Here is a 13,873-nt window from a genome sequence, read left to right on the forward strand (position 1 = left end):
CGTGTTAGGAAAGCACTAACACTGTAAATCGTCCTTTCCCCTTATTTCCTTCTCGCAGTGAAGCGATGCTCGCAGCATAGGCATTTAAATCATACAAGTACGTGAGCCTTAGCCGTAAACAGCTACGATTTACTATTCGTAAATAGCTACGACTTACTATTAATGTAAATAATAGAGCTATTTATACAATCAAATGAGTACATGAATGTAATTGTTATTTCACATCTCTATAAGATAGGCAGTACAGTCGATACACCATTCATAGCTGTTATTCGTTTACCCTTATCTAAATGATATACAGCCTATCCATTATTCACCCTTTACTTATCCTTCCTGTCTCGCCTTTACGGATAAGCCTACTTCGAACATGCGATTCCAGGGCATGTAGCAGTCCAGAATGTCGATCGTGTAGCCTTCTTGAGTTAAGTATTGGGCGATGAATTGCTCCAATCCTTCTTGCACCATAGCAGATACGCGTCCTCTTGGGCCGTCGAGGTTGAATTTGTCGAGTCCTAGTTCCTGGATGGGACCATTGCTCAGTGCTTTGCGCACGATCGAATCGTAGCCGAAATCTTCGACATAGCGCAGTGCCAGAAAGTTCATCTGGCGCTGGGAATGTCCGTATTGTGCAAACAGCATCGACTGGGCGATGACGGTTCCAAGTGTGTTGGAACTGGTGTTCCAGCCAGCATAACCGCCGAGTTGGTACAGTATGCCCGCTTGCCGGAGCAGGTCGAGCAGTTCCAGATCGCCGCCGTTGGCGTAGGCGATATCGGCTAGCGCGACAACGGGATGATGTTGCTTTACTGTGAATGACGGATTGTTATGTTGATCAGGTTCTGTTTCTTTTTCTATCCCCTGTTTGGCATATGCACCTGCTTGTTGCTGTCGTAGCAAGTAGGTCGCATATTGTACCAGCTCAACGATGCCGCGCTCGGTATCGTAGTTAGGTGAAGGTGTGCCCTGATTGACAGCCTCGCCCATCCGTTCGCCCGGTGTATTGAGTAGCAGCACGATATCGGCTTCGTGCTGGCTCGATACCATCATGCCGCCAGCGGCGATAATTTGATATTTGAGCGTTTCCAGTAAGGGGCGATCCTCGTAAGCAGGCACAATCTGTGGGCCGCGTACAGAGCCGAAGCGCGGGTACACACGTGGTGTATAGTCATGGAGCGTATTCAACATCCGGGCGATAAGTGTGCAGCCGACTTCATCGGCACCTGGATACATATATACTTTTGTCCCTAATTGGCGCTCGCGAATCCCGGCGCGTACACGCTGCTGATCGCGTGCAGTATAGCCATACGGCGCAGAATCATCCTGTGGGAAAATAAGAAAATCGATCGTTCCATCTGCTACATATTCTAATGCCAGCCGATTCGCTTCACGGTTTACAGCACGGCGACCGAGATAATCGTCCAGCACTTCCTGTGGCAATCGGCTGTTAATATCGTCCAGCTCGCTCTGCTCTGCCGGAGTAAGTTCCTGATGTTCGGCTAGATGTTCCAGATAGCCTTTACGGAAAATCTCTCTGCCCCAATCTGCATAATAGTCTGGTTCTTCATCGGAGGACGAGTATTGCGGACAACGCATAATCAATTGAAAGGCATAAATAATCAGTTCCGGGTGATTCGCCTTTAACTCACGTAAGCGTGACAGTCGTCCAGCGATGGTAGCGGTGCTCAGTTCATGCAATCGTGAAGGCACAATGCCGCCATATAACAGTGTATCCAGGGACAGGACGGCTCCAGCAGCGCCCTGACTTTCCATATCGGTCCATGTCCATAGCCGATCGGTGTCGGCAGGTTGCTTCTTCTGTCCCATCCATTCCAGCGGTGGACGTACAGGCTCCACATCGGTTGTTCGCACGAGTCGATAAGGGAAATGATAGTTACATGGCCGCTCATCGAGCGGCATGATGACGATTTTGGCAGCGTGCTCTGTCGTATTACGGATACTCATGTCGTTACAGCTCCTTTCGTATCATCACACCACCAGCCTGCTCGGTTGCACAGAATACGGCACATTTGCCGCTCTGCCCCGATACAGGCTGGTTTCATTTACATTACAATGTACACTATTCGATTCACTTCTATGCTGGATGCTTTGTCAAAGTCCGAAACGATATCGATCCATCGATCAGGATCATGCCGTTTCTACAGTAAAAGGTATGAGAATGCTCTCAACAAAGGGTGATGAGAATGTCCTCCACTTTTAAATGTCATACGTTTTTATATAGTACGTGCTCATTTGCTAGCAATTATCGGTTCAACCGATTTCCTTTCACCCCATCAACCTTTTACCGCACCAGCCAGCCCTTCCATATAATAACGCTGGGTAAACAGGAACACGACGATAATCGGAATCACCGAAATGATCGTACCTGCCGCAATCCAGCCAAAATTATAGGCAAACTGTCCGTTTAAATACGTCAGCGCAGCTGCCAGCGGATACTTTTGCGGGTCATCCAGTACAACGATCGGCCACAGAAAATTGTTCCAGAACGCCATCACTTCCAGCAGTAATATGACAGCGATGCCCGGCTTCACGAGCGGCAACACGAGTTGCCACCAGATACGCAGCTCTGATGCGCCGTCCATTTTACCGGAATCACGAATCTCCGACGGGATGCTGAGGAACGTTTGCCGCATCAGAAAGATGTTAAACACCGACACCGCCGCAGGCAGCACGACCGCAATATACGTGTTCCCCAGATGCAGCCACTGAATGGTCAAATAATGCACGATCATCGCCGTTGCCGACGGAATGATCATCGTGGCGATCAGCATTGCAAATACCATATCCCGTCCTTTAAATCGAAACAATGCGAGCGGGTACGCCGTCATACACGACAAAATAATATTCGATACAACTCCAAGCGCTGTAATGATAACGGTGTTCATAATGTAGCGCGGGAAATTCATATAATTCCACACCTGCGTATAATTCGCAAAATCGATAAACGTCGGCCAGATCGCAGGCGGATTGGAAAATACATTACGCCCCGGCATGAGCGATACGCTCAGCAGCCACAAAAATGGGCCGGTCATCAGTAGCGCAATCAGAATCAATAGCGCATAGATCAGCGTATAACGCAGTACCTTTTTCACTATACGTATCGCGGTAGCGGACGACATGCTATGATCACGGGAATGCTCCATCGCTTTGTTCATGAGTAGGTCTGTACACCGCCTTTCCGGTTCAGACGGAACACGATGATGCTTAACGCACCAACAATCACACTAACGATCAAGCCAAGTGCGGACGCATAGCCAAAGTTAAATTGCTCCAGACCCTTCTGGTAAATGTACAGGCTGGACGTCAATGTTGCGTTACCCGGGCCGCCCTTGGTCAATACGAACATTTCGTCAAATACACGAATCGCCCCCATCAGCGAGATCAGCGTACAGAACAAAATATGCGGACGCAGCAGCGGAATCGTAATCCGCAAAATGACCTGTCTCCGATTCGCTCCATCGATCATCGCCGCTTCATACAACTCGGATGGAATCGACTGCAATCCAGCGAGATACAGTACCATATAGTAGCCTAGCCCTTTCCAGAGCGTAATGAACATGAGCGCATACAGCGCTGTACTGCTGGTGGAGAGCCAGCCGACCTGTTCATGAATGATACCAAGCTGCATCAAAATATAATTGACCACACCGTTGCTGCTGAACAGCCAGCTCCACATGAGCGCGACCGCGACCATCGAGGTCACGACCGGCACATAATAAGCGGCGCGAAATGCTTTGATCAGCGGCAGCCGTGTATTCACCAGAATTGCCATCAGGATCGAAATAATTTGAATACACGGCACGATCAGCACGTACACGAGCGAGTTCCACAGCGAAGTGAGAAAACTGCGATCATGCACAGCAGTTACGTAATTTTCAAAACCTACATAATGCGTTTCCCCGATGACCGAATAGTCGGTTAGGGAGAGCGGAATGCCGTAAAGAATCGGCCACAATACGAATACGGCCACAATCAGCAAACCGGGAGCCATAAAAGCCCACGCGGCAAACGTCTCGGTTCTCATCCATCTTGTCATGCTCGTCCACCGCCTTTTCAGGGTCAGTCCGTTCTCATTTCAGATGATAGGAATCATAATGATCTGCTCTTTGCGTCAAGTATTGCCTCTGTACACATGCCTCGTTTACTGCTTCAAAATCTGGTTTACTTCCTGCTCTGCCATACTCAAACCTTGCTGCGGATCTTTGCCGTTCAGGAAAATTTCCTGTAGCTGTACCGCAATCGCCGAGTTAATATCGCCAGCATTAGGCACACCAACCATGTAATCGACCGCTTTATCCAGACTTTCGGCAGAAGCTACTTTTGCCTGTGCTTCGAGTGAATTGTTATTTTCGGTAAAATAAGCGTCCTTGATCGATGCCTTCGTACTTGGCAACGTATTCGCTGCCTTCGCAAATGAAGTCTGATTGGTCGCATCCGTAATAAATTTGGCAAATTCAGCCGCTTGCTCCAGCTTGCCTGACTTCGCCGGCACGACCAGATTCATCGTATTGGATAGACGCACATCCGCCTTGCCTGTCGGCAACGGTACGGCAATCGTATTTTGATACACATCTGGTGCAGCCGTTTTAATAAAGTTAATGAAGGTTGGACCGGCGATCTCAAATGCCGTTTGCTCGCTGGAATAGTATTGAATTTGCTTGTCAAAATTAGCATCTTCGCCCACGAGCACACCCTGTTGAATAAGCTGCTGCATATGTTGGATCATTTGTAGTGCCTGTGGTGTATTGAAGGCGGCAGCCGTTTTATCCTCATTCAGAATCGGAATGCCTTCTACCGGAAATAGTCGTGCAGCAAAGGTGAGGGCATAGCCGCTCGCTCCGGTTTTCGCCTTGATCGCGCGCGCCCATTCATTTAACTCATCCCGCGTTTTGGGCGGCTTTGTTGGGTCCAGACCTGCCTGCTTCACCAGTCGTGTGTTCATATACAATACTTCGGTGCCGGTATACCAGGGCAGTGCATACGGTTTACTATCAAGTACGGTGGAATTGAAGATACCGTCAAAATAAGATTGGCGTTCTTCATCGCTTAAATACGGTGTTAGATCAGCCAATGCGCCTTTGGAAGCCATCTGATTAGCAAACTCCGTATTTAAATTTACGACATCAGGTACGTTGCCACTCGCAATTCCGGTTAATAATTTATTGGAAATGGCATCGTATGGATAATCGCTCCATTCGACCGTGACGCCGGGGTGGTTTTTTTGGTATTCTGAGATTAGATTATTGAAATAATCATTAAACGTCGGTTGCAGCGCAATCGTCCAAAACTTAATCGTTACACGTCCATCTTCTTCATTACTACTTCCGGCATCCGATCCGCACGAACTGAGCAAAGAAGCGAACAGGACAGCCAGTAGACTCAATATCGTCAAGCGTCTCATCTTCTTGTTCACAGGCTTCATTCCTTTCATAGTTTCAATCAGCTTCGTCTGCTCCACCATTTCCGTACTCTGACCTATATGTAGCTTGCCACGGGAAAAGTGTTTTCGATTCTCTTCCCTGCCCTTGTCACGCATTATATCAAATTAAAATGTAACAAAAAAGGGATGAGAAGGAATTAAAAGGGAATCATGAGTAGAGTAACCAACAGCATGGCTTAATTATCAGCGAAGAAGGTGAGTTAGATGCAACCTGCATGGATTTTACTGGCAGTCGGCATTGTCGCAATATTGTTGGTCGCCGTCTGGATCATTCTGATGCTGTTTTCCCAGCCACGTAAATGGATCAATCATCATACACCCAGACCGGATGATGCAGCTCCTGCTTTACCAACAGAGCGACATCCAGAACCGCGTAATGTGGTCAATCTTGCCGATTTTCGTCAGCGTCGTCATACGCCAGGCAAAGAGAGTAAACGCGCCCATCAGTTACCTCAGCAATTGCTCAAACGCGATCAAGTACACGAGCACAAAAAGGTGGTGCCTGCGACCGTAAGACCGCTGCCCCTATCCAAATCCGGCGAGGTGCCCAAGCTACGTTTGCAAAAATGTTCATATTGTAAAAAGGAAGTTCATCGCCTGACTTTCTATGCTACCGATAATGGCGGTCTGGTTGGCGTATGTAAAGATTGCGAACCGATCGCCAAACGACAGGATCTGCTGCCGTTGTAGACATAATAGCTATACGTAACAGGATAATTTACAGAAAATAGGTGAGAACGATGCAGCATCATTTTCCGGAATCAGCAGCAGCCGCTGCCGGTGAAGTAGACCCGGCTCAGGAGCAAGAAACACATGCGGCAGAACAAGCATCAGATAAAGTTTGTTCTCGCTGCGGCCAGATGTATCCACTCTCCCATTATTTGAAGCGCACCGGACGTAAGTCCGGACGAGCACGGCGGCGCGGCACATGTCGTAGCTGCCGTAAACAATTAAAAAACGCCCACACCGACCCATCACCTGCTTCAGTCCCAGCGCTGACAGAGATCGCGAGTGAGCAACCGATATCTTCACCTGGATTAGGTAGTGACGCAATATCCAGCAATATAACCAGTACCCATAATACAACCAGCGCCCCTACCAAAAAAGTTCATCCATCAGCAACCGATCATGAAAGCGGATCACCGATCGTCACTGCACGCCCGGTTCGTAGCCTGCCTTCGATCGAACCGAGCGACATTCGTGGACATGGTCTCGACCTGTCGATTTTGCGACCAACTCGCCGCGGTATCGTACACATGCGCGGACGCACCGACAAAGGTCGCCGCTGGCATCAGGAAACCGATCTGGAAACGGCGATTACGCTCGTCAAACAATATGCAGCCGTCGTCGTCAACCGCCACACCATTCGCCGACTGTACAGCAATCGTTCTTTTCGCAAATACATTTTAGAGCGCGATCACTACACCTGCTACTTCTGCGGCGGTCCTGGCGATACGATCGACCATCTGCTACCACGCGCAAGAGGCGGACATACTACACCGCTCAACTGCGTCTGCGCCTGCAATTTATGCAATCAAGCCAAAGCGGATCATGATCTGCATCATTTTATCCAGCCGATTGATGACGAAAGGTGAAGGATGAGTAGTAGTCGCTTAGGAAGTGATCCTTCTTAAGCAGTTGATTACCTGCTTCATGGCAGACGATAATTTGCCTATTTTGTACAAATGGTCACCAGGTTGCGAATATGTATCGCTGGTATTGATTTTAGTAAACAAGCGATATGATTCCTTGTTGGAGTGATGTGTGCCTTACAATTACTCTTTCACTTCATATACATGAAAATGTTCCCATTTTTAGTATTGAAGCCGCTTTCGTAATGCATTATGATAAAACCATCATACGCAGAGCGTTGGAGGTCAGGATGCACAAATATCAATTCATCTGGTGTGAAGGTGTATGCGGCTACGGCGGTGTCACCTCACTTGGAGTTATGGCGATGCATTATATGGATCATACCTTTGCACTAACGCTGGACGGCATTTTGGGAGAAATTTCGCGTACCGTACCGCTCTTTTTGTTATGCGGTTATTTGCTCGGTGAACTGATCTGGCGCTGGAAATCTGTCCGCTCGCAGACAGATAAATAAGTGCATACTTGAGACAGAACATACATTGTGCCCGGTAGGAAAACGTACTAAATACGAAACCGACATCATACCGATCAAACGATACCAACCAAGCGATATCTACAAAATGAAATCTATTCATCAAAAAGCCCTGTTTCCGCCAGCCATCCACCGTGTACACGATGAGGCTGCTTGGAACAGGGCTTTTGGGCTAGTGTATTGAAAAATAGAGCAGCGAGCAGCTTTCTTTTCTCCAGCTTCTCCATTTACTCCACTAATAGACTACATTATTCAGCATTTAGCATATATCATTCAGCATCCATGCTATATTACTCCGCATCGTTTAATTTCCGATCTGTATGCAGCTTTCCCACGTCTTCGTCTATCTTTTGCTCGCCGGAGTCCATAGAAGAGACGTCTTCATTATGCTCATCCAAGCGCATAGTCGCATCCACCGTTTCAAACTGACGAATAAGCAGCTCCAAATGCTGCTCAATCACTTCAAGTGCCTGCTCAGCAGCATGCAGGTCAATCGGTTCTTCCAGCAATAGCAATCGTGCTTGCTCCAGCGATTGAAAACTTTGCTCCTGAACCGGCTCAACCTGTAGATGATCCAACGGTAATTCGCTCAGACGACTGGCAATATCACGATGATGACTGCTAAGTGCTTCCCAGCGCTCCATATCCAGCTTTTTACGCAAATCCAGCTCTTCCGGGTAGCTGAGCAGCGCCAGACGTTGCTCCTGTAGCCGCTGAATGGCAGCGCTAATTTGCAAGCTATCCTCATAGGCACGTCCATAATGAGGCGTCTTGCCAAGCAGATTGTGGGCAATTTGCGGACAAAGTCGTTCGATACGCTGGAGCAGATGCTTCATATCGTCATATCGTTCCTGCTGCTCATGCAGATGATGTACCGCATAATGTCCTTCCAGTCTTGCCCATTCGCGTGCATGCCAATCGGATAGCGATTCGTATTCTTCGATCGTTCGTTCCGCTTCCTCGGATACGTGCATCGCCTGCTCGCGAAAACGAAGCATATCCTGTAATAGGCGCTGTGCTTGCTGGATATGACGATCCAGTGTGCGCTTCGCCGCCAGTGCGCCATCGCGATCGCCGCGAGTCTGTAACTTTCGCATCCGCTGTTGATCGGTGCGTGCCCGTTCCAGCAATGCTAACGGATTTTCCTCTCCGCCCGTATAAAGTCCTTCATGAGCAATCTGTGCCTCCAGTTCGTTTGCAAGCCAATCCAGATCATAAGCGGCATCAGGATATAGAGCTGTAAGCTGCTGCTGTCCTTCATCCTCTGCTAGTTTGTTCGTCTCGGCAGCTATAGTCGATGAAGGATTGACTGTAGCAAGCACCTCCGCAGGGACTGTACCATGAAGCAGCGCATGCTGCTGCTCCAGCGGCACCAGCTGCTCCTCTACAAGCAGCAAATCATGCTCTAGCCGTCCAAGTTCCAATCTGGCACGTGATAGCGATAGAAGTGGCAGACGAATGGTACGCACAGTAGAGCGGCATTGCTCGGTGTGTGCAAGCTGCTGCTCCGACTCCTGACGTAGTTGCGATTGGAGCATACTTTTATCCTTGCTACCGCCGCTTGCCAAAATATCCGCATTCAGCGCATCCGATTCGAGCAGCACGGCAAGCCGATGCTCGATTTTATTAATCCGGCGCTGGATGGCGGTTCGGCGTCGAAGTAGCTTGCGCCGTGTAGATAATTGCCGTAATAGGAACGCTCCCGTAGCAAGTAACAGCAAGATTAACACCGCTGCGCCGATCTGAAGTACAAGCTGACGCTTATAATGCAAGTTTTCACTTTGCTGCCCTGTCAGCTGCGCTATATCCGATGTCGCCGGAGAAAGCGTGCCTTCCTCCGCATCGGCTGCTTGCACGTCTTCCCCCGACACCGGTCCTAATCCGTTAATATACTCACTAATCGCAATGACGCCGCCGGCCACATCGCCATTTTTGGCATACGGTACAAATTGCGTATCGGTCACACCACGCACGCTTCCTGCGCGGCTAGCTGTAATGCGCGCGGCAAGTTCATCATTTTTAAATGCCATATGCACAAAATTCGGATTCGTCGTAATGAGCAACAATAGCTCATTGGAGCCAAGACCAAATTCATCATAGAGCTGATCGACCAACTTCATTCCAGCTTCCTCGGTGTAGCCAGATGCTGTGATCACATACAGCTTGTAATGATGATTCGCCAGTGCGCGATTCATCCGCCCCAGATCTTTATCGGTAAATAGCCCAGCATCATCTTTTACATGCTGTTTAAAATACGGACTGGCACTCGCGCCATCGCTCACGATCGCTGGTAAAACTGCACTAGCAATGAGCAGACAGAGTATGATCCTATACACAAATCGAAATAACCTTTCCATCATGCTCCCCTTTATATGTTGAACTCCAGAACGCCAGGCGTTTGAGTATCATTTATTGAAATCGTATCCACTCATTATTATGATACAATTATCGCCAAGACACAAAGCTGGAATCACCGTGAATCCTTCATCGTCTCATAAAATATATTGCGATCTCACGCCAAAGGAGTTTATATGAACACATCTATAACAAAGGATACTCAATCCGCACGTCTGCTGTCCTTGAATACAGGTATGCCACTTGATGTCGAATGGAACGGCAAATCCGTCTATACCGGCTTTATCAAAACCCCATCCTCCGAGCCGCTTCACATCAGTTCTGACGGGATTGAGCAAGATGGCCAGGGCGACTTAAAAAACCACGGTGGCCCGGATAAAGCAGCCTGCGTCTACTCCGCCGATCATTATCCGTGGTGGACGGAGCAAATGAATCGCCCATTCGAGGCAGGCGCTTTTGGCGAAAACTTCACCGTGCACGGGCTGCAAGAACAGAATGTCTGCATCGGCGATACATACCAGATTGGCACGGCGACGGTTCAAGTGAGTCAACCTCGTCAGCCCTGCTTTAAGCTGTCTGCTCATCTGGAACGTAGCGAAATGATCCTTCGCGTGCGCGATACCGGCTACTCTGGCTTTTATTTTCGCGTGTTAATACCAGGTACAATTCAGGCTGGCGATACGTTCACATGGTTAAAGCGCGAAGGCAATGGCACAACGATCGCCGACTGCAATCGCGTGCTGTATGGAGAGAAAGGCGACACGCCTGCACTGCGACAATTACTCGATGAGCCTGCGCTGGCGAAGTCGCTGCACAAGCATTTGAGTAAGCGTTTAGCCGATTGATACGGCGGCTATAGGATGGATGATAAATATAGCACTGAGCATTCATACTCTTTGAATGTTCAGTGCTTTTTTTTACCTCGAATAAGAACACTTGTTCTTGTGATTTATCTTACTTCTCGTTAAAATAAAAGTACCTAAAAAGACCCTACCTACATATCCCCCACCTGTAACCTCACCTGACTATCGAGGTTTCTTTTAGCAAAATTCATACACGGAGGCTTGTATATGAAGGAGCTGCTTGATCCCCGCAATGATTTTTTATTTAAACGCATTTTCGGTAGTGAAGAGAATCAAGATGTGTTACTTGCTTTTCTAAACCGGACATTTACCGAAGCCCATCAACCCCCACTACAGGAAATTATCGTGCTCAATCCTTATATCGAAAAAGACTCGCCCCTCGATAAGCAATCGATTCTGGATATTCGCGCGCGAACGATAGAAGGGGAGCTGATTAATGTTGAAATGCAGTTATTTAATCGCTATGATATGGAAAAACGCACTTTATTTTATTGGAGTAAGCTATATTCTTCGCAGTTAGTTGAAGGGCAGTCGTACAGTACATTGAAACGATGTGTAACTATTAATATTTTAGACTTTTCACTACTCAAAAATGACCCTTATCATAGTATATTTCATCTGCGTGAAGATCAGACAGGAATTACGCTAATCGACGATATTGAGATTCATTTTTTGGAATTGCCCAAGTTGAATGCTCAATCTGTCCATTTAGAACAGGGCGGATTAGCCAACTGGCTACTATTTCTAAAAGGCGTAACACCAGACCAATGGGAGGTACTAACGATGAACGAACCCAAGCTCAAAAAAGCGATGGATACGCTGGAATTTCTCAGTCAGGATCAGGAAGCACGCATGCGTTATGAAGCCCGGCAAAAATTCCTTCACGACCAGGCTTCCTTAATGGAAGCAGCCAAAAATGCAGAATTGTACGGTTTTAAGGCTGGAATGGAACGTGGCTTGGAAGAAGGGATCGAAAAGGGAATCGAGCAAGGCATAGAGAAAGGCATAGAGCAAGGCATTGAGAAAGGAATTGAGAAAGGCATTCAGCAAACAGCATTACGCTTATTGAAGCTAGGATTAGACATACAAACCATCAGTGAAGCAACGGGTTTAAACGAACGCGACATTCGTTCCCTATCCGACTCTTCATCATCCAATTAAATAGACATTACCTACAAAGCAAAAGCCGCATAGACAGGAAACCCTGATCTCATGCGGCTTTTACAATTAAAGTTTTGACCTGACCTATACGATGGAGTCGATATCTTCCCCTTGCTGACGCTCCAACCATTGTAGCGCCCGCGTTTCGCTATCCATACTCGTTCCAGGCGACAGCCGAATGCTAATTTTATGTTCAAACGGTGTCATCAGGTTCACCAGCAATGTGCGACAATCCAATGGATAGGAAGCTTCTCGCACCGACGTTGCCTTGTGCTCGCCTGCACCACCGGACAGTACCATCCAGTCCTCACCGCTTTCTACACGGATCAGTCCATCCTTCCAAAAGGCTACTTTATTCTCCACTATCGGCTCCAGTTCACCATCTTCTGCAATGAGATGGGACTCGCTGCCGAAAATAAACGACAGCTGTGTCATCACTTCCGCTGGCTCGGTTGAACGAATGTACAGATCGATTCCACCTACCTGCTCAACCATTTCCACCTCTACACGATATTCACATGTATGCGTCGATGCGCGAAATTGATGGGGTAGCAAATACCACGGACTCACATCGTCCGTAGCCGAACGTGGCAGCTGCTCTGTCGGAATCGGGGCATTGTAGCCTTTGTGATAAACCGCGGTCAGCTTGTATCCGCTAGCCGTTTCTTCCAGTGTCTGCATCGGTACAAAGCCCGGACCAAAATACGATGCTAGCTGCAAACCAAGCAACTGCACTTTCCCATGACGAAGCGCCAGCATAGAAGATGTTTCCGTCATCATCGTCAGGCTCGTCTGTTCATGACGCATGCGCAGTACAGGTGCACCAAAATCCAGATGTGGACGGCTATACCGAATCGCATTGTGATGACCGGCCGCAGGAATGCCTGCTACATACTGCTGGCGACCGAATTCGCCATTGATCATACGACGATAGTTGTGCGGCAACTGAGCAGGTTGCACTTCATCTTCTTCTGCGCGCGGGTAGAGCAACATCCCAATCAATGGATTGTTGGCACAGCTAAATGTTTCCTGCACCGCATCTGCCGCCAGCTGCTCCATCGCCGCAAAGCGTGGATCATGATCAATCGTAGTCATCAGATAATACGATAACAGATAGCTTTCCATCGTAAACTGCTGTCCAAAATCCTGACGTCCCGAATAATCGGTCACAACCTCACCGGACGGATGGATCAGATACATCATCATCTCCAGATTATGTCGTACCGGATCAAGTAGCTCTGGACGATTTAACTCACGTGCCGCATGGATCAGCATCACATCGCTCACCGCATTGTAAATCCCATTGCTACGCTCGGTCCATTCACCATCTGGCGTAATGTCCATTCCTTCCGCCATCCATTCATCTGCGCGCTGTGGCAGCCGTACATCTGCAAAGATCCGATATAAAAATCCAAGCGCCGCACATAACACCCAGCGATGATTGGGTGTATGACAGCCGCCGGTCAACATTACCGGAATCGTACGTTCCAGAAACAAACGCATATTGGCTATCGTCTCCTGCGCCTCCGGCCATGCTTCGCGTGCTAGCAACATATACAGTTGAGCATAACCGACGATCACAAAGCCTGTATCCGGTGGCGAATGAAAGTTTGTCCAGCCAGGCGAGATGGAGCCATCCGCATGCTGAAAACGGAGCATATAGTTAGAAGCCAGCTCCAATCGCTTCAGCAAATCGGCATTGTGATAATAAACCGAATCCCGATTGACTAGCGCTGCTGTCCACACCGCCATCCAGACCGGCGTGCCTACACTATGATTCGGCCAGGCGATGCCGTTTGTCACATCGATAACACCGCCATAGTAGCGACTCTCCGCTTCCATCACTTGCCGATGCATGCCAAGCTCCACCCATTCTTCATTCAGATTGACCAGCTTATCCAGCGTCTGCAT

General features: G+C 48.4%; 11 protein-coding genes. 5 read left to right on the top strand and 6 right to left on the bottom strand.

Translation table 11 applies throughout. The annotated features are described in order from the left end of the window. Positions 1 to 324: 324 nt before the first annotated feature. The 4 genes from AAHF22_RS12250 to AAHF22_RS12265 all read right to left on the bottom strand — a co-directional run bounded on the left by AAHF22_RS12250 (position 325) and on the right by AAHF22_RS12265 (position 5,440). Entirely contained in the window at positions 325 to 1,962 is a 1,638-nt protein-coding gene (locus AAHF22_RS12250) for a DUF4127 family protein (protein ID WP_347325293.1), read from the bottom strand. A 329-nt stretch (positions 1,963 to 2,291) separates the two neighbouring features. After that, a complete protein-coding gene (locus tag AAHF22_RS12255) occupies positions 2,292 to 3,137 on the bottom strand; it encodes a carbohydrate ABC transporter permease (RefSeq protein ID WP_371834060.1) in 846 nt (281 codons plus the stop codon). 32 nt (positions 3,138 to 3,169) lie between these two features. Continuing rightward, positions 3,170 to 4,054, bottom strand: coding sequence for a carbohydrate ABC transporter permease (locus AAHF22_RS12260; protein WP_347325295.1), 885 nt, complete (start codon positions 4,052 to 4,054; stop codon positions 3,170 to 3,172). Positions 4,055 to 4,159: 105 nt separating this feature from the next. Beyond that, complete coding sequence (locus AAHF22_RS12265) at positions 4,160 to 5,440, bottom strand: ABC transporter substrate-binding protein (RefSeq protein ID WP_347325339.1); 1,281 nt, start codon at positions 5,438 to 5,440, stop codon at positions 4,160 to 4,162. A gap of 222 nt (positions 5,441 to 5,662) precedes the next feature. Here AAHF22_RS12265 and AAHF22_RS12270 point away from each other — a divergent pair, with 222 nt between their 5' ends. The 3 genes from AAHF22_RS12270 to AAHF22_RS12280 all read left to right on the top strand — a co-directional run bounded on the left by AAHF22_RS12270 (position 5,663) and on the right by AAHF22_RS12280 (position 7,565). Continuing rightward, a complete protein-coding gene (locus AAHF22_RS12270) occupies positions 5,663 to 6,148 on the top strand; it encodes a hypothetical protein (RefSeq protein ID WP_347325296.1) in 486 nt (161 codons plus the stop codon). A gap of 50 nt (positions 6,149 to 6,198) precedes the next feature. Continuing rightward, the gene (locus AAHF22_RS12275; RefSeq protein ID WP_347325298.1) at positions 6,199 to 7,053 is read left to right on the top strand and encodes an HNH endonuclease; all 855 of its coding nucleotides are present in this window, start codon (positions 6,199 to 6,201) and stop codon (positions 7,051 to 7,053) included. 287 nt (positions 7,054 to 7,340) lie between these two features. Next, positions 7,341 to 7,565: a hypothetical protein gene (locus AAHF22_RS12280; protein ID WP_347325299.1), complete on the top strand. Its 225-nt coding sequence runs from the start codon at positions 7,341 to 7,343 to the stop codon at positions 7,563 to 7,565. Positions 7,566 to 7,873: 308 nt separating this feature from the next. On the opposite strand, the gene AAHF22_RS12285 is transcribed toward AAHF22_RS12280, so the two are convergent. Then, positions 7,874 to 9,940 (bottom strand): TPM domain-containing protein, encoded by a 2,067-nt coding sequence (locus AAHF22_RS12285; protein WP_347325300.1) that lies wholly within the window; start codon positions 9,938 to 9,940, stop codon positions 7,874 to 7,876. A 174-nt stretch (positions 9,941 to 10,114) separates the two neighbouring features. On the opposite strand from AAHF22_RS12285, the gene AAHF22_RS12290 reads away from it, so the two are divergent. After that, positions 10,115 to 10,783, top strand: coding sequence for an MOSC domain-containing protein (locus AAHF22_RS12290; protein ID WP_347325301.1), 669 nt, complete (start codon positions 10,115 to 10,117; stop codon positions 10,781 to 10,783). Between the two features lie 225 nt (positions 10,784 to 11,008). Then, on the top strand, positions 11,009 to 11,962 hold the full coding sequence (locus tag AAHF22_RS12295; RefSeq protein WP_347325302.1) for an Rpn family recombination-promoting nuclease/putative transposase: 954 nt from the start codon (positions 11,009 to 11,011) through the stop codon (positions 11,960 to 11,962). Between the two features lie 84 nt (positions 11,963 to 12,046). On the opposite strand, the gene AAHF22_RS12300 is transcribed toward AAHF22_RS12295, so the two are convergent. Then, complete coding sequence (locus AAHF22_RS12300) at positions 12,047 to 13,873, bottom strand: hypothetical protein (protein ID WP_347325303.1); 1,827 nt, start codon at positions 13,871 to 13,873, stop codon at positions 12,047 to 12,049.

This window comes from Paenibacillus wenxiniae, from assembly GCF_039822605.1.
Taxonomy (GTDB): domain Bacteria; phylum Bacillota; class Bacilli; order Paenibacillales; family Paenibacillaceae; genus Saccharibacillus; species Saccharibacillus wenxiniae.